Source organism: Pseudomonas sp. TE21394, assembly GCF_054057835.1.
This window is the reverse complement of sequence record NZ_JBSRZR010000001.1, coordinates 454,725-476,034: the sequence shown is the minus strand read 5'-3', so window position 1 is coordinate 476,034 and position 21,310 is coordinate 454,725. Positions and strand designations below refer to the sequence as shown.

Annotated in this window: 16 protein-coding genes; 13 read left to right on the top strand and 3 right to left on the bottom strand. The window is 63.5% G+C overall.

Features of this window, described 5'->3' with window-relative positions:
• Positions 1 to 5: 5 nt before the first annotated feature.
• The 6 genes from ACVWZT_RS02170 to ACVWZT_RS02145 all read left to right on the top strand — a co-directional run bounded on the left by ACVWZT_RS02170 (position 6) and on the right by ACVWZT_RS02145 (position 7,314).
• Positions 6 to 302 carry a BolA family protein gene (locus ACVWZT_RS02170; protein WP_003252644.1) on the top strand — a complete coding sequence of 99 codons (297 nt, stop codon included), beginning with the start codon at positions 6 to 8 and terminating at the stop codon, positions 300 to 302.
• 228 nt (positions 303 to 530) lie between these two features.
• The gene (gene trhO / locus ACVWZT_RS02165) at positions 531 to 1,463 is read left to right on the top strand and encodes an oxygen-dependent tRNA uridine(34) hydroxylase TrhO (protein WP_225776762.1); all 933 of its coding nucleotides are present in this window, start codon (positions 531 to 533) and stop codon (positions 1,461 to 1,463) included.
• 2 nt (positions 1,464 to 1,465) lie between these two features.
• Positions 1,466 to 2,098 (top strand): DsbA family protein, encoded by a 633-nt coding sequence (locus ACVWZT_RS02160; RefSeq protein ID WP_296235456.1) that lies wholly within the window; start codon positions 1,466 to 1,468, stop codon positions 2,096 to 2,098.
• Positions 2,091 to 3,923 (top strand): ABC transporter ATP-binding protein, encoded by a 1,833-nt coding sequence (locus ACVWZT_RS02155; protein ID WP_457467953.1) that lies wholly within the window; start codon positions 2,091 to 2,093, stop codon positions 3,921 to 3,923. Before ACVWZT_RS02160 ends, ACVWZT_RS02155 begins: the two co-directional genes overlap by 8 nt.
• Positions 3,924 to 4,041: 118 nt before the next feature.
• Positions 4,042 to 6,498, top strand: a complete 2,457-nt coding sequence (locus tag ACVWZT_RS02150; protein WP_457467952.1) for an EAL domain-containing protein — start codon at positions 4,042 to 4,044, stop codon at positions 6,496 to 6,498.
• A 30-nt stretch (positions 6,499 to 6,528) separates the two neighbouring features.
• Positions 6,529 to 7,314, top strand: coding sequence for a TenA family transcriptional regulator (locus ACVWZT_RS02145; protein ID WP_296235449.1), 786 nt, complete (start codon positions 6,529 to 6,531; stop codon positions 7,312 to 7,314).
• A gap of 113 nt (positions 7,315 to 7,427) precedes the next feature.
• Here the strand turns inward: ACVWZT_RS02145 and ACVWZT_RS02140 are convergent, their stop codons facing one another.
• The 3 genes from ACVWZT_RS02140 to ubiG form a co-directional block, all read right to left on the bottom strand.
• The gene (locus ACVWZT_RS02140; RefSeq protein WP_457467949.1) at positions 7,428 to 8,168 is read right to left on the bottom strand and encodes a YciK family oxidoreductase; all 741 of its coding nucleotides are present in this window, start codon (positions 8,166 to 8,168) and stop codon (positions 7,428 to 7,430) included.
• Between the two features lie 70 nt (positions 8,169 to 8,238).
• Positions 8,239 to 8,910 carry an N-acetylmuramic acid 6-phosphate phosphatase MupP gene (gene mupP / locus ACVWZT_RS02135; RefSeq protein ID WP_296235447.1) on the bottom strand — a complete coding sequence of 224 codons (672 nt, stop codon included), beginning with the start codon at positions 8,908 to 8,910 and terminating at the stop codon, positions 8,239 to 8,241.
• 2 nt (positions 8,911 to 8,912) lie between these two features.
• A complete protein-coding gene (ubiG, locus tag ACVWZT_RS02130; RefSeq protein ID WP_296235446.1) occupies positions 8,913 to 9,611 on the bottom strand; it encodes a bifunctional 2-polyprenyl-6-hydroxyphenol methylase/3-demethylubiquinol 3-O-methyltransferase UbiG in 699 nt (232 codons plus the stop codon).
• A gap of 110 nt (positions 9,612 to 9,721) precedes the next feature.
• Here ubiG and mtnA point away from each other — a divergent pair, with 110 nt between their 5' ends.
• From mtnA to rpsA, 7 genes are all read left to right on the top strand, one after another.
• Complete coding sequence (gene mtnA, locus ACVWZT_RS02125) at positions 9,722 to 10,798, top strand: S-methyl-5-thioribose-1-phosphate isomerase (protein WP_457467947.1); 1,077 nt, start codon at positions 9,722 to 9,724, stop codon at positions 10,796 to 10,798.
• A 366-nt stretch (positions 10,799 to 11,164) separates the two neighbouring features.
• Entirely contained in the window at positions 11,165 to 13,930 is a 2,766-nt protein-coding gene (gene gyrA, locus ACVWZT_RS02120) for a DNA gyrase subunit A (protein ID WP_296235444.1), read from the top strand.
• Positions 13,931 to 14,025: 95 nt separating this feature from the next.
• Positions 14,026 to 15,111 (top strand): 3-phosphoserine/phosphohydroxythreonine transaminase, encoded by a 1,086-nt coding sequence (gene serC, locus ACVWZT_RS02115; protein ID WP_457467945.1) that lies wholly within the window; start codon positions 14,026 to 14,028, stop codon positions 15,109 to 15,111.
• Positions 15,111 to 16,205, top strand: coding sequence for a prephenate dehydratase (gene pheA, locus ACVWZT_RS02110; RefSeq protein ID WP_013971453.1), 1,095 nt, complete (start codon positions 15,111 to 15,113; stop codon positions 16,203 to 16,205). Before serC ends, pheA begins: the two co-directional genes overlap by 1 nt.
• A 243-nt stretch (positions 16,206 to 16,448) precedes the next feature.
• Positions 16,449 to 18,656, top strand: a complete 2,208-nt coding sequence (locus ACVWZT_RS02105; RefSeq protein WP_457472002.1) for a bifunctional prephenate dehydrogenase/3-phosphoshikimate 1-carboxyvinyltransferase — start codon at positions 16,449 to 16,451, stop codon at positions 18,654 to 18,656.
• Positions 18,653 to 19,339 carry a (d)CMP kinase gene (gene cmk / locus ACVWZT_RS02100; RefSeq protein WP_296235442.1) on the top strand — a complete coding sequence of 229 codons (687 nt, stop codon included), beginning with the start codon at positions 18,653 to 18,655 and terminating at the stop codon, positions 19,337 to 19,339. Before ACVWZT_RS02105 ends, cmk begins: the two co-directional genes overlap by 4 nt.
• Before the next feature lie 124 nt (positions 19,340 to 19,463).
• Positions 19,464 to 21,140: a 30S ribosomal protein S1 gene (rpsA, locus tag ACVWZT_RS02095; protein WP_003252673.1), complete on the top strand. Its 1,677-nt coding sequence runs from the start codon at positions 19,464 to 19,466 to the stop codon at positions 21,138 to 21,140.
• The last annotated feature ends 170 nt before the right edge of the window (positions 21,141 to 21,310 follow it).

The window sequence follows — 21,310 nt, the reverse complement described above, 5'->3', positions numbered from 1 at the left end:
CCGCGATGACCATGCAGCAGCGCATCGAACAACAGCTGGCCGCCCTGGCGCCGCAACACCTGCAAGTGCTCAACGAAAGCCACATGCACAGTCGTGGTCAGGAGACCCACTACAAGGCAGTGATCGTCAGCGAGCAGTTTGCCGGGTTGAACAGCGTCAAGCGTCACCAGAAGGTGTACGCCACCATGGGTGAGCTGATGGGCGAGATCCATGCCCTGGCCATCCATACCTACACAGCCGAGGAGTGGGCCAAGGTCGGCGTGGCACCGGCTTCGCCGGTGTGCGCGGGCGGCGGGCACTGAAACCATTCTGTTGTTCTGGTAGAATCTGCAGCACTCCGGAGGCCGCTTTGCGGCCCATTCGCGGCACAAGGCCGCTCCTACAGGGATAGCGCAGCCCGTCGGCTGGTGCATTCCCCTGTAGGAGCGGCCTTGTGCCGCGAATGGGGCGCAAGGCGGCCCCTGTTTTTTTGTCACACTGTCAAACCCGGTCCGCCCCTTACGAGGGCAACCACCTGGAGATTCTGCGTCATGTCCCAACCCATCGTCGTCGCGGCGTTGTACAAGTTCGTCACCCTGGAAGACTACGTCGAGCTGCGTGAACCGCTGCTCAAGACCATGCTCGACAACAACGTCAAAGGCACCCTGCTGCTGGCCCACGAGGGCATCAACGGCACTGTCTCGGCCACCCGCGAAGGCATCGACGGCCTGCTGGCCTGGCTGCGCAACGACCCGCGCCTGGCCGATGTCGACCACAAGGAATCGTACTGCGACGAACAGCCGTTCTACCGTACCAAGGTCAAGCTCAAGAAAGAGATCGTCACCCTCGGTGTACCCGGCGTGGACCCCAACAAGGCCGTCGGCACCTACGTCGAGCCCAAGGACTGGAACGCGCTGATCAGCGACCCGGAAGTGCTGCTGATCGACACCCGCAACGATTACGAAGTGGCCATCGGCACTTTCAAGGGCGCCATCGATCCGAAGACCGAGACCTTCCGCGAGTTCCCCGACTACATCAAGGCCAACTTCGACCCCAGCAAGCACAAGAAGGTTGCCATGTTCTGCACCGGTGGCATCCGTTGCGAAAAAGCCTCCAGCTACATGCTCGGTGAAGGCTTCGAGGCGGTCTATCATCTTAAGGGCGGAATCCTGAAATACTTCGAGGAAGTACCTCAGGAAGAAAGCCTGTGGGACGGCGACTGCTTCGTCTTCGACAACCGGGTCACGGTGCGCCATGACCTGAGCGAGGGCGAATACGACCAGTGTCACGCCTGCCGCCATCCGATCAATGCAGAGGAGCGCGCGTCCGAGCACTATTCGCCAGGGGTCAGCTGCCCGCATTGCTGGGACACCCTGAGCGAGAAGACCCGGCGTAGCGCCATCGACCGGCAGAAGCAGATCGAGCTGGCCAAGGCCCGCAACCTGCCGCACCCGATCGGTTACAACTACAAAGCCGAGGCTTGATGATGTCCGCGCGCCTGATCTATGTGATGGACCCGATGTGCTCCTGGTGCTGGGGCTTCGCACCCGTGGCCGAGGCCCTGATCGCTCAGGCGCGTGAAGCCGGCGTGCCCACTCGTCTGGTCACTGGCGGCTTGCGCACCGGTGGCAGCCCCCTGGACAGCGCCACCCGCAAGTACATTCTCGAACATTGGCAGGCGGTGGCCGAAGCCACTGGCCAGCCGTTCCGCTTCGAAGGGGCCATGCCCGACGGCTTCGTCTATGACACCGAGCCGGCCTGCCGGGCCCTGGTCACTGCCCGCGAGCTGGATGCCGAACGTGTCTGGCCGCTGCTGGCGTCGATCCAGCGCGCCTTCTACGAGCAGGGCAGGGATGTGACCACTGCGCCGCAGCTGGTAGAGCTGGCCGAGCAGGCGGGCTTCGACCGAGCCGTGTTCGCCGAAGCCTTCGCCCGTGCTGATACCCGCTCCGCCACGGCGGCCGATTTCGCCTGGGCACAGGACCTCGGCATCGCCGGCTTCCCGACCTTGCTGGCCGAGCGCAACGGCCAACTCGCCTTGCTGACCAACGGCTACCAGCCGCTGGAACACCTGCAACCTTTGCTCGGCCGTTGGCTGCAGCAGGCTGCCTGTGCTTGATCTGCCCGGCTCACCCGACCCGGTGCCGGGCAAGCCCAGCACTGCGGCTGACAGGCTGAGCTGGGCGGAAATCCGCCGCCTGGCCCTGCATCACAAGAAGAACCTCTGGTCTGCCAACCTCATCGCCGTGCTGGCAGCCTGCTGCAGCGTGCCCATCCCGTTGCTGCTGCCGCTGCTGGTGGACGAAGTGCTGCTGGGCCAGGGCGATGCCGCGCTGAAGTGGATGAACCACCTGCTGCCGTCCAGCTGGCAGGTGGCAGCCGGCTACATTGGCCTGATGTTGTTGCTGACCCTGTGCCTGCGCCTTGCCGCCCTGGCGTTCAACGTGACCCAGGCCAGGTTGTTTGCCGGCTTGGCCAAGGACATCGTCTACCGCCTGCGCGTTCGCCTTATCGAGCGGCTGAAGCGCATTTCGCTGAAAGAATACGAAAGCCTCGGCAGCGGCACGGTGACCACCCACCTGGTCACCGACCTGGACACCCTCGACAAGTTTGTCGGCGAAACCCTCAGCCGCTTCCTGGTGGCCATGCTGACCCTGACCGGCACCGCGGCCATCCTGATCTGGATGCACTGGCAGCTGGCCTTGCTGATCCTGCTGTTCAACCCGCTGGTCATCTACTTCACCGTGCAATTGGGCAAACGCGTCAAGCACCTGAAAAAGCTCGAGAACGACAGTACCGCACGGTTCACCCAGGCGCTGGCGGAAACCCTCGATGCCATCCAGGAAATCCGTGCCGGCAACCGCCAGGGCTATTTCCTCGGGCGCCTCGGCCTGCGCGCCCGCGAAGTGCGCGACTATGCCGTTGACTCGCAATGGAAAAGCGACGCCAGTAGCCGCGCCAGTGGCCTGCTGTTCCAGTTCGGTATCGATATCTTTCGCGCCGCAGCGATGCTCACCGTGCTGTTCTCCGACCTCTCGATCGGCCAGATGCTGGCGGTGTTCAGCTACCTGTGGTTCATGATCGGCCCGGTAGAGCAACTGCTCAACCTGCAATATGCCTACTATGCCGCCGGCGCTGCGCTCAGCCGTCTCAACGAGCTGCTGGCGCGTGCCGACGAGCCGCAGTACGCGGCCGCCAGCGACCCGTTCGCCGGCCGCCAGACGGTCGGCATCGAAGTGCGTGACCTGCGCTTTGCCTATGCCGAAGAGCCGGTCCTCGAGCACCTCGACCTGTCCATTGCTGCGGGCGAGAAGGTAGCGATCGTCGGCGCCAGTGGCGGTGGCAAGAGCACCCTGGTGCAACTGTTGCTGGGCCTTTATAGCGCCCAGGCCGGCACCATCCGCTTCGGCGGTGCCAGCTTGCAGGAAATCGGCCTTGAAACCCTGCGCGAAAACGTTGCGGTGGTGTTGCAGCACCCGTCGTTGTTCAACGACAGCGTGCGCGCCAACCTGACCATGGGCCGCGATTGCAGTGACGAGGCGTGCTGGCAGGCGCTGCACATCGCCCAGCTGGATGCCACTATCGCCGCCTTGCCGCAGGGCCTGGACAGCGTGCTGGGGCGTTCCGGCGTGCGTTTGTCCGGTGGCCAGCGTCAGCGCCTGGCGATTGCCCGCATGGTGCTGGCCGAGCCCAAGGTGGTGATCCTCGACGAAGCGACCTCGGCCCTGGATGCCGCCACCGAGTACAACCTGCACCAGGCCCTGGCGCGTTTTCTCAGCGGCCGCACCACCTTGATCATCGCCCACCGCCTGTCGGCAGTGAAGCAGGCCGACCGGGTGCTGGTGTTCGATGGCGGGCACGTGGCAGAGGATGGAGACCACCAGCAGCTGATTGCAGAAGGTGGGTTGTATGCCAAGCTTTATGGGCACCTGCAACAAAGTTGAACTTATACAAATTCGTCGATCTTCTGTCATGAAAAACCCCACCACAGCGATGGCATATGGCCTACGCTGTGCTTGTCTGGGTTGATCTGCGCCTTATCTGCTCTGTGACAGGGACTCCATGAAGGGACATCGCACTCTAGAAGCGCCAAAGCTGCTCGGCATCACCTGGCCCTTCATCGCCGTTGTGGTCTTCCAGGTGGCCCTGGGCAGCGTCAGTTTCTATGCGCTATCGGCCGTGCGCGCCTATGTCGCGGGTGAAAGCCTGTGGTCCAAGGCGCAGAAAGACGCCATCTATTACCTCGACCTGTACGCCGAGACCCGCGACGACAGTACCTACCAGCGCTATCGCCAGGCGATCACCGTACCCCAGGGCGACCAGCGCGTGCGCGAGCTGCTCGACCAGCCCGTTCCCGACCTGGACGCCGCGCGCCAGGCCGTGCTGCAAGGCGGCAATCATCCCGACGATGTCGAACGGATCATCTGGTTCTATCGCAACTTTCGCAACCTCAGCTACATGCAGACGGCGATCGACTATTGGAATATCGGCGACGACTACCTGGCCAGGCTGGACCTGCTCGCCGTCGAAATGCGCAGCAGGTTTGCCGCTGGCCCGGTAGACGCGCGTACGGTCAGCGAATGGAAGGCGCGCATCGTCACCATCAACGAGGGCGTGACCCCGGCTGCCAAGGCATTCAGCGATGCCCTGGGCGAAGGCTCGCGCATGGTGTTGCGGGTGCTGCTGATCACCAACCTGGTGACCGCACTGTTTCTGATTGCCATTGCCTGGCGCCGCTCCAGCAAGCTGCTGGCCCAGCGCGAGGCCTTTGCCAGTGCCCTGCAGGTAGAAAAAGAGCGCGCGCAAATTACCTTGCAGGCCATCGGCGACGCAGTGATCACCGCTGATGTGGAAGGCAGTATCGGCTACATGAACCCTGCCGCCGAACAACTGACCCACTGGCAGGCGGCCCAGGCCCAGGGCCTGCCGTTGTCGGCATTGTTCAGTTTGGTGGACGAGCAGGCCGCAGAGGATGGCCGCAGCCTGGTCGAGCAGGTACTCAGCGGCAGCCTCAAGGGCGGCGCCGAGCATGCCCGGCTGATCCAGCGCCTGGACGGCAGTACCGTGTCGATCAACCTGGTCGGTTCGCCCATCGTCAATGACGGCCAGGTCAGCGGCATCGTGCTGGTGCTGCATGACATGACCCAGGAACGCCAGTACATCGCCAACCTGTCCTGGCAGGCCACCCACGACGCCCTGACCGGGCTGGCCAACCGTCGCGAGTTCGAATACCGTCTGGAGCAGGCGCTCAATGATCTGGCGCGCCAGGCCGGGCGGCATTCGCTGATGTTCCTCGACCTCGACCAGTTCAAACTGGTCAACGACACCTGTGGGCATGCCGCTGGCGATGAATTGCTGCGGCACATCTGTGCCGTGCTGCAGTCTGGTTTGCGTGAAGGCGACACCCTGGCCCGCCTGGGCGGTGACGAATTCGGCGTGCTGCTGGAAAGTTGCCCGCCCGACCAGGCTGAACGGATTGCCGAGCAGTTGCGCCAGTTGGTGCAGAGCCTGCACTTCGTCTGGAAGGGCCGGCCGTTCGTCACCACCGTCAGCATCGGCCTGGTGCACATGGCCCAGGCCCCCGGTACTCTGGAGGCCTCGCTGCGCGCGGCCGACATGGCCTGCTACATGGCCAAGGAGAAGGGCCGCAACCGGGTGCAGGTGTACCATGCCGACGACAGCGAGCTGTCCATGCGCTTTGGCGAAATGGCCTGGATCCAGCGTTTGCATGTGGCGCTGGAAGAAAACCGCTTCTGCCTGTACGCCCAGGAAATCGCCCCGCTGAAAAGCTTCGAAGGGCCGGGCCACATCGAAATCCTGTTGCGCCTGCACGACGAAAGCGGTCGCACCATCCTGCCCAACAGCTTCATCCCGGCGGCCGAACGCTATGGCCTGATGACTGCGCTGGATCGTTGGGTAGTGCGCAATGTGTTCCTGGTCATCCGCCAGTGCCTGGACCAGGAGCGGGAAGGGCCGCTGTCGATCTGTGCGATCAACTTGTCGGGGTCGAGCATCGGCGACGACAAGTTCCTCGAATACCTGCAGCGGCTGTTCGTCGAATATGCCATCCCGCCGCGGATGATCTGCTTCGAAATCACCGAAACCAGTGCGATTGCCAACCTCGGCAGTGCCATCCGCTTCATCAACGAATTGAAGGGGCTGGGCTGTCGCTTCTCGCTCGATGACTTCTGCGCTGGCATGTCATCGTTCGCCTACCTCAAGCATTTGCCCGTGGATTACCTGAAGATCGACGGGAGTTTCGTCAAGGACATGCTCGACGACCCGGTCAACCGGGCAATGGTCGAGGTCATCAATCACATCGGTCATGTAATGGGCAAGCGCACCATTGCCGAGTTCGTCGAAACACCCTTGATCGAGCAGGCCTTGCAGGAGATTGGCGTTGATTACGCCCAGGGCTACCTGATTGAACGCCCCCAGGTGTTCACCTGTGACAGTCTGCAGCGCCAACGGATCGCCACCCGGCCTCTGTTGCAGCGGGCACCTGGCACGTTTCGTTAGCTAGTGATCGCAAGGATCAAGGAGCTCAAAGTGATTGATGCATTCGTTCGTATCGGCCCTCTGATGGACCCTGCCAGCTACCCTCAATGGGCCCAGCAACTGATTGAGGATTGCCGCGAAAGCAAGCGCCGGGTCGTGGAACACGAGTTCTACGCGCGGTTGCGTGATGGTCAGCTGAAGCAATCGACCATTCGTCAGTACCTGATCGGTGGTTGGCCGGTGGTGGAGCAGTTTTCGCTGTACATGGCGCACAACCTGACCAAGACCCGCTATGGCCGGCATCAGGGTGAGGATATGGCGCGGCGCTGGTTGATGCGCAATATCCGCGTCGAACTCAACCATGCCGACTATTGGGTAAGCTGGGCCCAGGCGCATGGCGTGCACTTGCATGAATTGCAGGCACAGAACGTACCGCCCGAGCTGAATGGCCTGAACGACTGGTGCTGGCGCGTGTGTTTCACCGAAAACCTGGCGATCTCCATGGCGGCGACCAACTACGCGATCGAAGGCGCGACCGGAGAGTGGTCGGCGGTGGTGTGTTCGACCGACACCTATGCGTTGGGCTTTGCGGAGGATGAGCGCAAGCGGGCGATGAAGTGGCTGAAGATGCATGCCCAGTATGACGACGCGCACCCGTGGGAGGCGCTGGAGATCATCTGTACCCTGGCCGGCGAGAACCCGACCCTGGGACTGCGCACCGAGTTGCGCAGGGCGATATGCAAGAGCTATGACTGCATGTACCTGTTCCTGGAGCGCTGCATGCAGCTGGAAGGTCGCCAGCAGGGGCGCATGCGCCCGGCGTTGGTCGCGGGGTAAGGCCCGAAGGCCGCTTCGCAGCCATTGCGGCAAGGCCGGTTCTGCAGGGGGCGAACCCTGCAGGACCGGCCTTGTGTCGCGATGGCTGCAAGGCAGCCCGGCAATCCCGAGCCCTACTGGGCGTCGAACGCCTGCCCGTTAACCCCTTTGCTGTCCGGCCCCATCAGGTACAGGTACAGCGGCATGATGGCTTCCGGCAGTGGGTTGTTCTGCGGGTCCTCGCTGGGGTACGCCTGGGCGCGCATCGCTGTGCGCGTGGCGCCCGGGTTGATGCTGTTCGAACGCACTGGCGCCACGCCGTCCAGTTCGTCGGCCAGCGTCTGCATCAGGCCCTCGGTGGCGAATTTCGACACGCCATAAGCGCCCCAGTAGGCCCGGCCCTTGCGCCCGACGCTGCTGCTGGTGAATACCACCGAAGCGTCTTCCGACAGCTTGAGCAGCGGCAGCAGGGTGCTGGTAAGCATGAACGTGGCGTTGACGTTGATGTGCATTACGCGCATGAAATTGTCACCCGACAACTGCTCCAGCGGCGTCCGCGGGCCGATGATCGATGCGTTGTTGAGCAGGCCGTCGAGGCGGCCGAACTGCTCCTCGATCATCACCGCCAGTTCGTCGTACTGGTGGGGCAGGGCGGTTTCCAGGTTGAACGGGATGACCACCGGTTGCGGGTGGCCGGCAGCTTCGATCTGGTCGTAGACCTCGTTGAGGTTGGCCTCGGTCTTGCCCAGCAACAGCACGGTAGCACCCAGTGCGGCGTAGGCCTTGGCGGCGGCGGCGCCGATGCCGCGGCCGGCACCGGTAACCAGGATCACCCGGCCTTGCAGCAGGTCGGGGCGGGCGGTGTAGTCGAACATTGTCCTGTCCTTCGGGTTCGTGCGGGCGACCTGCTCCCAAAGGGGCGGCGCCCGGCGCATCAGTCGGGGTTCAGCAGCCGCACAGCGCGCTGTCGATCACTTTGCGCAGCTCCAGCGGGTGGTCCACCACCACGTCGGCGCCCCAGTTGTTGGGGTTGTCCTCTGGGTGAATATAGCCGTAGCGCACCGCCGCCGTACGGGTGCCCGCATCGCGGCCGGACTCGATGTCGCGCAGGTCGTCGCCGACGAACAGGACGCTGGCCGGGTCCAGGTTCAGGGTCTTGCAGGCCAGGATCAGCGGCTCCGGGTCGGGCTTGCTGTTTTTCACATGGTCCGGGCAGATCAGCAGTGCCGAACGCTCGGCCAGGCCCAGCTGCTGCATGATCGGCTCGGCGAAGCGCACCGGCTTGTTGGTGACCACTCCCCACAGCAGGTTGCCTTTCTCGATATCGGCCAGCAGCTCGGCCATGCCGTCGAACAGCTTGCTGTGTACCGCGCAGTTGCGCTGGTAACGCTCGAGAAACTCCAGGCGCAGCGCCTCGAAGCCTTCGGCCTCGGGGCTGATGGCGAACGTGGCGGCAACCATGGCGCGGGCACCACCGGAAATCACGCCACGGATGCGCTGGTCGTCGATGGCCGGCAGGCCGCGCTCGGCGAGCATGGCCTGGCAGATGGCGATGAAGTCCGGCGCCGTGTCGAGCAAGGTGCCGTCCATGTCGAAGAGAACCGCTTGCAAACGCATCCTCATTCCTCGCGCAGGGTCTGGATCATGTAGTTGACGTCCACGTCGCTGCTGAGCTTGTAGTGCTTGGTCAGCGGGTTGTAGGTCAGGCCGATGATGTCCTTGACCTGCAGCCCGGCAACGCGGCTCCAGGCGCCCAGCTCGGAGGGGCGGATGAACTTCTTGAAGTCGTGGGTGCCGCGCGGCAGCATCTTCAGAATGTACTCTGCGCCGACGATCGCCAGCAAATAGGCCTTGGGGTTGCGGTTGATGGTGGAGAAGAATACCTGGCCGCCAGGCTTGACCATGCGATGGCAGGCGCGGATGACCGAGGACGGATCAGGCACGTGCTCGAGCATTTCCAGGCAGGTGACCACATCGAATTGCTCGGGCATTTCCTCGGCCAGCGCTTCGGCGGTGATCTGCCGGTATTCCACCTGCACACCCGACTCCAGCTGGTGCAGCTGGGCCACCGCCAGCGGCGCCTCGCCCATGTCGATGCCGGTGACCGTGGCGCCGCGCAGGGCCATGGCCTCGCTGAGGATGCCGCCGCCGCAACCCACGTCCAGCACTTTCTTGCCGGCCAGGCTGGCGCGCTCGTCGATCCAGTTGACGCGCAGCGGGTTGATTTCATGCAGCGGCTTGAACTCGCTTTCGCGGTCCCACCAACGGTGGGCCAGCGCTTCGAACTTGGCAATTTCGGCGCGGTCGACGTTGCTCATTGAACAGTCCTCTGAAACTTCGCAAAATTGCGCCGGAGTATACCCGAGCGCTCGGCCCCGAGGGTCGCTATAATCGCCGGCTTTTGATATCCGAACGACGGGGAGAGGCGATGCGCGAGCGACTTTTGGCGGCGGAGAAGGTGACCGCGATCCGCTGGCAGGGCGGCGTCTTGCACCTGCTCGACCAGCGCCTGCTGCCGTCGGAACAGCGCTGGCTGGCCTGCGACAATGTCGCGCAGGTGGCTACAGCGATCCGTGACATGGCCGTTCGCGGCGCCTCGGCCATCGGCATCGCGGCGGCCTACGGCCTGGTGTTGGCCGTGGAAGAGCGCCTGGCCCAGGGCGGCGACTGGGAAATGGACCTGGAAGAGGACTTCCTGTTGCTGGCCGAGGCGCGCCCCACCGCCGCCAACCTGTTCTGGGCGCTGAACCGCATGCGCGAGCGCCTGCAGCGCCTGCGCCTGGACGAAGATGTGCTGGAGGCGCTGGAAGCTGAAGCATTGGCCATCCACGAAAGCGACCGAGAAGCCAACCTGACCATGGCCCAGCATGGCATCGAGCTGATCCGCCGCCACCAGGGCAACGCCCAGGCCCTGCTTACCTACGGCAACGCCGGCGCTCTGGCCAGCGGCGGCTTCGGCACCGCGCTGGGGGTGATCCGTGCCGGTTACCTGGAGGGCATGGTCGAGCGGGTATACGCCGGCGAGACCCGTCCCTGGCTGCTGGGCTCGCGCCTGACTGCCTGGGAGCTGGCCAACGAAGGCATCCCGGTGACCCTGTGCGCGGACTCGGCGCTGGCTCATCTGATGAAGACCAAGGGCATCACCTGGGTGGTGGTGGGTGCTGACTGCGTGGCCGCCAATGGCGACATGGCGGGCAAGATCGGCACCTACCAGCTGGCGGTCAGCGCCATGCACCACGGGGTGCGCTTCATGGTGGTGGCGCCGAGCACCAGCATCGACTTCAACCTGGCCACGGGCGAAGACATCCCCCTGGAAGAGCGCGCGGCCGACGAGCTGCTGGACATTGGCGGCACCCGGGTCGCAGCGGATGTCGAGGTATTCAACCCGGTGTTCGACGTGACCCCGGCGGACCTGATCGACGTGATCGTGACCGAGCGAGGCATCGTCGAGCGGCCGGATACCGCCAAGCTGGCGCAGTTGCTGTGCCGCAAGCGCCTTCACTGATATTCGTAGCGCCTGTGCCGGCCTCTTCGCGGTCAAACCCGCTCCCACAGGGATGGCACAAGGCCTGAGGGCGGTGGTGTACCTGTGGGAGCGGGCTTACCCGCGAAGAGGCCGGCACAGGCGGTAAAATTTCCGGATTCAAAGCGCTTCGCGGCCGCCTGCCACATCTCCCCACCGCCCCCGCCTTTGTGATAACATCCGGCAGTTTCCAGGACCGTCCATCACGGCGGCCTTCATTGCGCAGATCCATGGCACAACTCATTGATTTGTCGTAAGTCGTCGCACCCTTATGCGCTGCGGCGGCGAGCTTCGTTCGGCCCTTGATGGAGCTGCGAAGTTTCACCAGAAAAAGGAATCAGGCTTCTCATGGGCGAACTGGCCAAAGAAATCCTCCCGGTCAATATCGAAGACGAACTGAGACAGTCCTACCTCGACTACGCGATGAGCGTGATTGTCGGGCGGGCGCTGCCCGATGCGCGTGACGGCTTGAAGCCCGTGCATCGTCGCGTCCTCTATGCGATGAGCGAACTGGGCAACGACTGGAACAAGCCGTACAAGAAATCCGCCCGTGTGGTCGGTGACGTGATCGGTAAGTATCACCCGCACGGCGACACCGCGGTCTACGACACCATAGTGCGTATGGCCCAGCCGTTCTCGCTGCGCTACCTGCTGGTCGACGGTCAGGGCAACTTCGGTTCGGTGGACGGCGACAACGCTGCGGCCATGCGATACACCGAAGTGCGCATGGCCAAGCTGGCCCACGAACTGCTGGCCGACCTGCACAAGGAAACCGTCGACTGGGTGCCCAACTATGACGGCACCGAACAGATCCCGGCGGTCATGCCGACCCGTATTCCCAACCTGCTGGTCAACGGTTCCAGCGGTATCGCCGTGGGCATGGCGACCAACATTCCGCCGCACAACCTCGGCGAGGTCATCGACGGCTGCCTGGCGCTCATCGACAACCCGGATGTCACCATCGATGAGCTGATGCAGCACATCCCCGGCCCGGACTTCCCGACCGCCGGCCTGATCAATGGCCGCCAGGGCATCATCGAGGCCTACCGCACCGGGCGTGGCCGCATCTACATGCGCGCCCGTTCCGAAATCGAGGACATCGACAAGGCCGGCGGCCGTCAGCAGATCGTGGTTACCGAGCTGCCATACCAGCTGAACAAGGCGCGCCTGATCGAGAAGATCGCCGAGCTGGTCAAAGAGAAGAAGATCGAAGGTATCACCGAGCTGCGCGACGAGTCGGACAAGGACGGCATGCGCATCGTCATCGAGCTGCGTCGCGGCGAGGTGCCGGAGGTGGTGCTCAACAACCTGTATTCGCAGACCCAGCTGCAGAGCGTGTTCGGCATCAACGTCGTCGCGTTGGTCGATGGCCGTCCGCGCCTGCTCAACCTCAAGGACCTGCTCGAAGCGTTCGTCCGTCACCGTCGCGAAGTGGTGACCCGCCGTACCGTGTTCGAGTTGCGCAAGGCCCGCGAGCGCGGCCATATCCTTGAAGGCCAGGCGGTCGCGCTGTCCAACATCGACCCGGTCATTGCCCTGATCAAGGCCTCGCCGACCCCGTCCGAAGCCAAGGAAGCCCTGGTGTCCACCGCCTGGGAGTCGAGCGCCGTGCAGGTCATGGTCGAGCGCGCCGGCGCCGATTCCTGCCGCCCCGAGGACCTGCCCGAGCAATACGGCCTGCGTGAAGGCAAGTATTACCTGTCGCCGGAGCAGGCCCAGGCCATTCTCGACCTGCGCCTGCACCGCCTGACCGGCCTGGAGCACGAGAAGCTGCTGGCCGAATACCAGGAAATCCTCGAGCAGATCGGCGAACTGATCCGCATCCTCAGCAGCGCCGAGCGCCTGATGGAAGTGATCCGCGAAGAGCTGGAGGCGATCCGCGCCGAATACGGCGATGCCCGCCGCACCGAAATCCTCGATGCGCGCCACGACCTCAACTACGGCGACATGATCCCGGAAGAAGAGCGCGTGGTGACCATCTCCCATGGCGGCTACGCCAAGACCCAGCCGCTGTCCGCCTACCAGGCCCAGCGCCGTGGCGGCAAAGGCAAGTCGGCCACCGGGGTGAAGGACGAGGACTACGTCGAGCACCTGCTGGTCGCCAACAGCCATGCCACCCTGTTGCTGTTCTCCAGCAAGGGCAAGGTGTACTGGCTGAAGACCTACGACATACCTGAAGCCTCCCGCGCCGCTCGCGGCCGCCCAATGGTCAACCTGCTGCCGCTGGAGGAGGGTGAACGTATCACCGCCATGCTGCAGATCGACCTCGAGGCCCTGCAGCAGAGCGCTGGCGCTGACGAAGAGCTGGAGGACGCGGAAGACACCGTGCTCGAAGGCGAAGTGGTCGAGGCCGAGGAAGTCGACGAAGAAGACGGCGACACCCCTGAGTGGGTTGCCGAGCCGACCGGCGCCTACATCTTCATGGCCACCGCTTCGGGTACCGTGAAAAAGACCCCGCTGGTGCAGTTCGCCCGTCCGCGCTCCAATGGCCTGATCGCCCTGAAGCTGAAGGAAGGTGACACCCTGATCGCTGCGGCCATCACCGACGGCGCCAAGGAAGTCATGATGTTCTCCGACGCCGGCAAGGTGATCCGCTTCGCGGAAAGCGTGGTGCGCGAAATGGGCCGTAATGCCCGTGGCGTGCGGGGCATGAAGCTGGGCAAGGGCCAGCGGATCATCTCCATGCTGATCCCGGAGTCCGGCGCGCAGATCCTCACCGCCTCCGAGCGTGGCTTTGGCAAGCGCACCCCGCTGTCCAAGTTCCCGCGTCGCGGCCGTGGTGGCCAGGGTGTGATCGCCATGGGTACCAAAGGGCGCAACGGCCTGCTGATCGGCGCCATCCAGGTGCAGGAAGGCGAGGAGATCATGCTGATCTCCGACCAGGGCACCCTGGTGCGGACCCGCGTTGGCGAAGTCTCCAGCCTGGGCCGTAACACCCAGGGCGTGACCTTGATCAAGCTGGCCAATGACGAGACACTCGTAGGCCTGGAGCGTATCCAGGAACCGTCCGAAGACGAACTCGATGATGTGATCGAGACGGACGAGGAGGGCGTCGTGGCTGAAGCACCAGACAACGACGAAACCGCTGGCGCTGAAGAGGCCCCGCAGGAGTAAGCGAGCGTTAAACCCGAACGGGGCGACCAAGGTCGCCCCGTTTGCCTGATGAAAGCAGGAAAGATTTTGTTCTATTTGGCAGAGCGAGAGTGGATGTGAGCAAACGAGCCTTTAACTTCTGCGCAGGCCCTGCTGCGCTTCCTGACGCTGTTCTGCAGCGTGCGCAGGCCGAGATGCTGGATTGGCATGGCAAGGGCTTGTCGGTGATGGAAATGAGCCATCGCAGCGACGACTACGTGGCCATCGCCGAAAAGGCCGAGCAGGACCTGCGTGACCTGCTGTCCGTCCCCTCCAACTACAAGGTGCTGTTCCTGCAGGGCGGCGCCAGCCAGCAGTTCGCCGAAATCCCGCTGAACCTGCTGCCGGAAAACGGCACCGCCGACTACATCGAGACCGGCATCTGGTCGAAAAAGGCCATCGAGGAAGCGCGCCGCTTCGGCAATGTCAACGTCGCCGCCAGCGCCAAGCCATACGACTACCTGGCCATCCCGGGCCAGAACGAGTGGAAGCTGACCAGGAACGCGGCGTACGTGCACTATGCGTCCAACGAGACCATCGGTGGCCTGCAGTTCGACTGGGTGCCCGAGACCGGTGATGTACCGCTGGTGGTCGACATGTCCTCCGACATCCTCTCGCGCCCGATCGATGTGTCGCAGTACGGCCTGATCTACGCTGGCGCGCAGAAAAACATCGGCCCAAGCGGCCTGATCGTGGTGATCGTGCGCGAAGACCTGCTGGGGCACGCCCGCAGCAGCTGCCCGACCATGCTCGACTACAAGATCGCGGCCGACAACGGCTCGATGTACAACACCCCGGCTACCTACTCCTGGTACCTCTCCGGCCTGGTCTTCGAATGGCTGAAGGAGCAGGGTGGCGTCGAGGCCATGGAGCAGCGCAACCGCGCCAAGAAAGACCGCCTGTACGGCTTCATCGACAGCAGCGCGTTCTACACCAACCCGATCAGCCACAACGCCAGGTCGTGGATGAACGTGCCGTTCCGCCTGGCTGACGAGCGCCTGGACAAGGCCTTCCTCGCGGGCGCCGATGCCCGTGGCCTGCTCAACCTCAAGGGCCACCGTTCGGTCGGCGGCATGCGCGCCTCCATCTACAACGCCCTGGGCCTCGAGGCGGTGGAAGCCCTGGTGGCCTACATGGCCGAATTCGAGAAGGAGCACGGCTGATGTCCGAGCACGAACTGAAGGCGCTGCGCGTTCGCATTGACAGCCTCGACGAGAAGATCCTCGAGCTGATCAGCGAACGTGCCCGTTGCGCCCAGGAAGTGGCCAAGGTCAAGACTGCCTCGCTGGCCGAAGGCGAAAAACCGGTGTTCTACCGCCCCGAGCGTGAAGCCGCCGTGCTCAAGCGCGTGATGGAGCGCAACAAGGGCCCGCTGGACAACGAAGAGATGGCGCGGCTGTTCCGCGAGATCATGTCGTCGTGCCTGGCCCTGGAAGAACCGCTGAAAATCGCCTATCTGGGCCCTGAAGGCACCTTCACCCAGGCCGCGGCGATGAAGCACTTCGGCCACGCGGTGATCAGCCGGCCGATGGCGGCCATCGACGAAGTATTCCGCGAAGTGGCGGCCGGTGCCGTCAATTTTGGCGTGGTACCGGTGGAAAACTCCACCGAGGGCGCAGTCAGCCATACCCTGGACAGCTTCCTCGAGCACGACATGGTGATCTGTGGCGAAGTCGAGCTGCGGATCCACCACCACCTGCTGGTGGGCGAGAACACCAAGACCGACAGCATCACCCGCATCTACTCCCACGCCCAGTCGCTGGCCCAGTGCCGCAAGTGGCTGGACGCGCACTACCCGAACGTGGAGCGCGTGGCTGTGTCGAGCAATGCCGAGGCGGCCAAGCGGGTCAAGGGCGAGTGGAACTCGGCGGCGATCGCCGGCGACATGGCGGCCAACCTGTATGGCCTGACCCGTCTGGCCGAAAAGATCGAAGACCGCCCGGACAACTCCACGCGCTTCCTGATGATCGGCAACCAGGAAGTGCCGCCGACCGGCGACGACAAGACTTCGATCATCGTGTCGATGAGCAACAAACCGGGTGCCTTGCACGAGTTGCTGGTACCGTTCCACCAGAACGGTATCGACCTGACCCGTATCGAGACCCGTCCGTCGCGCAGTGGCAAGTGGACCTACGTGTTCTTCATCGACTTCGTCGGCCACCACCGTGACCCGCTGATCAAGGCAGTGCTCGAGCAGATCAGCCAGGAGGCTGTGGCGCTGAAGGTGCTGGGCTCTTATCCGAAGGCGGTGCTTTGATTTGAGATGGTTGGGGGCGCTTCGCCCCCATCGCGGCGCAAGGCCGCTCCTACAGATACCGCGCAAGCGCTGCCGTTGTGTGGTTCGTGCGCAGTGGCTATCTACAGGTTCGCACGGTCGCTGTAGGAGCGGCCTTGTGCCGCGATGGGCTGCACAGCAGCCCCAATGGCCCTCACAGGCTGCCTAGATTTCTGAACAGGGTTCGCACCAGTGGTAAAAGCAGTAACAACCAAACCCGCGCCAATCATCAACCGCCTGGTCGTGGTCGGCCTCGGCCTGATCGGTGGCTCGTTCGCCAGGGGCCTGCGTGAAAGCGGCCTGTGCCGCGAAGTGGTCGGGGTCGACCTGGACGCCCCCTCGCGCAAGCAGGCTGTGGCCCTGGGCGTGGTCGACCGCTGCGAGGAAGACCTGGCCACCGCCTGTGTCGGTGCCGATGTCATTCAGTTGGCCGTACCGATCCTGGCCATGGAAAAGGTCCTGGCGCGTCTGGCCCGGCTCGACCTCGGCAACGCCATCATCACCGACGTCGGCAGTGCCAAGGGCAACGTCGTGCGTGAGGCGCGCTCGGTATTCGGCCAGCGCCTGTCGCGCTTCGTCCCCGGCCACCCGATCGCCGGTTCCGAGCAGAGCGGGGTAGAAGCGTCCAACGCCGCCCTGTTCCATCGGCACAAGGTCATCCTCACGCCGCTGGCGGAAACCGACCCGGCCGCCCTGGCCCTGGTCGACCGCCTGTGGCGCGCGCTGGAGGCCGACGTGGAACACATGTCGGTCGAGCGCCACGACGAAGTGCTGGCCGCCACCAGCCATCTGCCACACCTGCTGGCCTTCGGTCTGGTCGATTCGCTGGCCAGGCGCAATGAAAACCTCGAGATCTTCCGGTACGCTGCGGGAGGCTTCCGCGATTTCACGAGAATCGCCGGCAGTGACCCGACCATGTGGCACGACATCTTCCTCGCCAACCGCGATGCTGTCCTGCGCACGCTTGATACATATCGCAGCGATCTCGACGCCTTGCGCGACGCGATCGCTGAAGGGGACGGGCACCAGCTGCTGGGTGTATTCACCCGCGCTCGGGTAGCCCGCGAGCATTTCAGTAAAATCCTGGCCCGCCGGGCCTATGTGGACGCTATGAACGCCAACGATCTGATTTTCCTGGCCCAACCGGGTGGCCGCCTGTCCGGGCGAATCCGCGTACCGGGCGACAAGTCGATTTCCCACCGCTCGATCATGCTCGGCTCGCTGGCCGAAGGCACCACCGAGGTCGAAGGTTTCCTCGAAGGTGAAGACGCGCTGGCGACCTTGCAGGCTTTCCGCGACATGGGTGTGGTCATCGAAGGCCCCAACCACGGCCGCGTGACCATTCACGGCGTTGGCCTGCATGGCCTCAAGCCGCCACCCGGGCCGCTGTACGTGGGCAACTCGGGGACCTCGATGCGCCTGCTGTCGGGCCTGCTGGCCGGCCAGCCGTTCGATGTGACCATGACCGGCGACGCTTCGCTGTCCAAGCGCCCGATGAACCGTGTGGCCAACCCGCTGCGCGAAATGGGAGCCGTGGTCGAGACCGGCCCTGACGGCCGCCCGCCGCTGACCATCCGCGGTGGTCACAAGCTCAAGGCGCTGACCTACACGCTGCCGATGGCCAGTGCCCAGGTCAAATCCTGCCTGCTGCTGGCCGGGCTGTATGCCGAAGGCAAGACCACCGTCACCGAGCCCGCGCCTACCCGTGACCACACCGAGCGGATGCTGCGCGGCTTCGGTTACAGCGTCGAAAGCAACGGCCCGGTGGCCTCGCTGCAGTCCGGCGGCAAACTCACCGCTACCCGTATCGAAGTGCCGGCCGACATTTCCTCGGCAGCCTTCTTCCTGGTGGCTGCGTCCATCGCCGAAGGCTCCGAGCTGGTACTGGAGCACGTCGGCATCAACCCGACCCGTACCGGCGTGATCGACATCCTGCGCCTGATGGGCGGCGACATCACCCTGGAAAACCGGCGTGAAGTCGGTGGTGAGCCAGTGGCCGACCTGCGGGTGCGTGGCGCCCGCCTGAAGGGCATCGACATCCCCGAAGAGCTGGTGCCGCTGGCTATCGACGAGTTCCCGGTGCTGTTCGTCGCCGCGGCCTGCGCCGAAGGGCGTACCGTGCTGCGTGGAGCCGAAGAGCTGCGGGTGAAGGAATCCGACCGTATCCAGGTCATGGCCGACGGCCTGACCACCCTGGGCATCAAGTGCCAGCCGACCCCGGACGGCATCATCATCGACGGCGGCCAGCTGGGCGGTGGCGAGGTGCATGGCCACGGTGACCACCGCATCGCCATGGCCTTCAGCGTGGCTTCGCTGCGCGCCAGCGCGCCGATCCGCATCCACGACTGCGCCAACGTCGCCACTTCCTTCCCCAACTTCCTGGCACTGTGCGCCGAGGTGGGCATCCGCGTGGCGGAAGAGGGCAAGTCGTGAGTACCCTGGCGCCGGTCATCACCATCGACGGGCCCAGCGGCTCCGGCAAGGGCACCGTTGCCGGCCTGCTGGCCCGCGAGCTGGGCTGGAAGCTGCTGGACTCCGGCGCTTTGTACCGCTTGCTGGCGTTCAACGCCAGCAACCACGGCGTCGACCTGACCAACGAAGAGCTGCTGACCAAGCTTGCCGCCCATCTGGATGTGCAGTTCATTGCCGCCCAGCCCGGTAAGCTTCAGCAAACCATCCTCGAAGGCGAGGATGTCAGCCAGGTCATCCGTACCGAAACCGTCGGTGCCGGTGCCTCGATGGTTGCCTCGCTGCCTGCGGTGCGTGAAGCGCTGCTGGAGCGCCAGCGTGCGTTCCGCGAACTGCCCGGGCTGATCGCCGACGGTCGGGACATGGGCACCGTGGTGTTCCCGGACGCGCCGTTGAAGGTGTTCCTCACCGCCAGTGCAGAGGAGCGCGCACGCCGCCGTTATCTGCAGTTGAAGGGCAAAGGTGAAGATGTTAGTCTGTCGAGTCTGCTGGATGAGATTCGTGCACGTGATGAACGTGACACCCAACGTGCAGTGGCCCCGCTGAAACCAGCGGCCGATGCCATTCAGTTGGACTCTACCGAGTTGTCCATCGAGCAGGTGTTGCAACGTATCAAGAGTGAGCTCGCCCTGCGCGACCTGCTCTGATAGCCAGGAAAGCAGGCAGGGGCACCAGTCAACGTCCTGCCCGCTTTCCTTTACTTAAAACAGACCCACATTGTCTGGAATGTGGCGAGGGGCGTTTGTTTCGCCCGAATCTACAGGAATTAAAATGAGCGAAAGCTTTGCAGAACTCTTTGAAGAAAGCCTGAAAACCCTCAATCTTCAGCCGGGTGCGATCATCACCGGTATCGTTGTCGACATCGACGGCGACTGGGTTACCGTACACGCTGGCCTGAAGTCCGAGGGCGTCATCCCGCTCGAGCAGTTCTACAACGAAGCTGGCGAGCTGACCATCAAGGTCGGTGACGAAGTTCACGTTGCGCTGGACGCGGTCGAAGACGGCTTTGGCGAAACCAAGCTGTCCCGTGAAAAAGCCAAGCGCGCCGAGTGCTGGATTGTTCTGGAAGCAGCTTTCGCCGCCGAAGAAGTGGTCAAGGGCGTTATCAACGGTAAGGTTAAGGGCGGCTTCACTGTCGACGTTAACGGCATCCGTGCGTTCCTGCCGGGCTCTCTGGTTGATGTCCGCCCTGTGCGCGACACCACCCACCTGGAAGGCAAAGAGCTGGAATTCAAGGTCATCAAGCTGGACCAGAAGCGCAACAACGTTGTCGTTTCCCGTCGCAGCGTGCTGGAAGCCGAGAACAGCGCCGAGCGCGAAGCCCTGCTGGAAACCCTGCAGGAAGGCCAGCAAGTCAAGGGTATCGTCAAGAACCTCACCGACTACGGCGCCTTCGTGGACCTGGGTGGTATCGACGGCCTGCTGCACATCACCGACATGGCCTGGAAGCGCATCAAGCACCCGTCGGAAATCGTTAACGTTGGCGACGAAGTCGACGTACGCGTTCTGAAGTTCGACCGTGAGCGCAACCGCGTTTCGCTGGGTCTGAAGCAGATGGGCGAAGATCCGTGGGTAGCTATCACTGCCCGTTACCCAGAAGGTACTCGCGTACAGGCTCGCGTTACCAACCTGACCGACTACGGCTGCTTCGCTGAGCTGGAAGAAGGCGTTGAAGGTCTGGTACACGTTTCCGAAATGGACTGGACCAACAAGAACATCCACCCGTCGAAAGTCGTTCAGGTTGGCGACGAAGTGGAAGTCATGGTTCTGGACATCGACGAAGAGCGTCGTCGTATCTCCCTGGGCATCAAGCAGTGCAAGTCCAACCCATGGGAAGACTTCTCCGGCCAGTTCAACAAGGGTGACAAGATCACCGGTACCATCAAGTCGATCACCGACTTCGGTATCTTCATCGGCCTGGACGGCGGCATCGACGGCCTGGTTCACCTGTCCGACATTTCCTGGAACGAAACCGGCGAAGAAGCCGTACGTCGTTTCAAGAAGGGCGACGAGCTGGAAACCGTCATCCTGTCGGTCGACCCAGAGCGCGAGCGCATCTCCCTGGGCATCAAGCAGCTGGAAGACGATCCGTTCTCCAACTTCGTTGCTGTCAATGACAAGGGCGCTATCGTCAAGGGCATCGTGAAAGAAGTTGACGCCAAAGGCGCCATCGTCACTCTGGCCGACGACATCGAAGCTACTCTGAAAGCTTCCGAAATCAGCCGTGACCGCGTTGAAGACGCGCGTAACGTCCTGAAGGAAGGCGAAGAGATCGAAGCCAAGATCATCAGCGTTGACCGCAAGTCCCGCGTTATCAGCCTGTCCATCAAGTCGAAGGACGATGCTGAAGAGCGCGAAGCCATCCAGAGCCTGAAAAACGCTCCGGAAGCGGCTGCCGACACCACCATGGCTGCGCTGCTGCGCGAAGCAATGGCCAAGCAGAACTGAGTTCTGTTTGATCGGTAAAAAAGGGTGGCCTTCGGGCCACCCTTTTTTTGCGCTTCTACTGGGTAGTTTGGAGGGGCAGGAGGTGTTCCTCGTAAGGGGGGGTACGCCTGTGAGGCCGAGCGCCGCCCGCGCAGCAGGCGATCTCCCAAGCGCCACCTCTCGTGCGCCGA

Coding starts and splice junctions, on each gene's coding strand:
- ACVWZT_RS02170 (WP_003252644.1), top strand. CDS start 6: ATGACCATGCAGCAGCGCATCGAACAACAGCTGGCCGCCCTGGCGCCG.
- trhO (WP_225776762.1), top strand. CDS start 531: ATGTCCCAACCCATCGTCGTCGCGGCGTTGTACAAGTTCGTCACCCTG.
- ACVWZT_RS02160 (WP_296235456.1), top strand. CDS start 1,466: ATGTCCGCGCGCCTGATCTATGTGATGGACCCGATGTGCTCCTGGTGC.
- ACVWZT_RS02150 (WP_457467952.1), top strand. CDS start 4,042: ATGAAGGGACATCGCACTCTAGAAGCGCCAAAGCTGCTCGGCATCACC.
- ACVWZT_RS02140 (WP_457467949.1), bottom strand. CDS start 8,168: ATGTTCGACTACACCGCCCGCCCCGACCTGCTGCAAGGCCGGGTGATC.
- mupP (WP_296235447.1), bottom strand. CDS start 8,910: ATGCGTTTGCAAGCGGTTCTCTTCGACATGGACGGCACCTTGCTCGAC.
- ubiG (WP_296235446.1), bottom strand. CDS start 9,611: ATGAGCAACGTCGACCGCGCCGAAATTGCCAAGTTCGAAGCGCTGGCC.
- mtnA (WP_457467947.1), top strand. CDS start 9,722: ATGCGCGAGCGACTTTTGGCGGCGGAGAAGGTGACCGCGATCCGCTGG.
- gyrA (WP_296235444.1), top strand. CDS start 11,165: ATGGGCGAACTGGCCAAAGAAATCCTCCCGGTCAATATCGAAGACGAA.
- pheA (WP_013971453.1), top strand. CDS start 15,111: ATGTCCGAGCACGAACTGAAGGCGCTGCGCGTTCGCATTGACAGCCTC.
- rpsA (WP_003252673.1), top strand. CDS start 19,464: ATGAGCGAAAGCTTTGCAGAACTCTTTGAAGAAAGCCTGAAAACCCTC.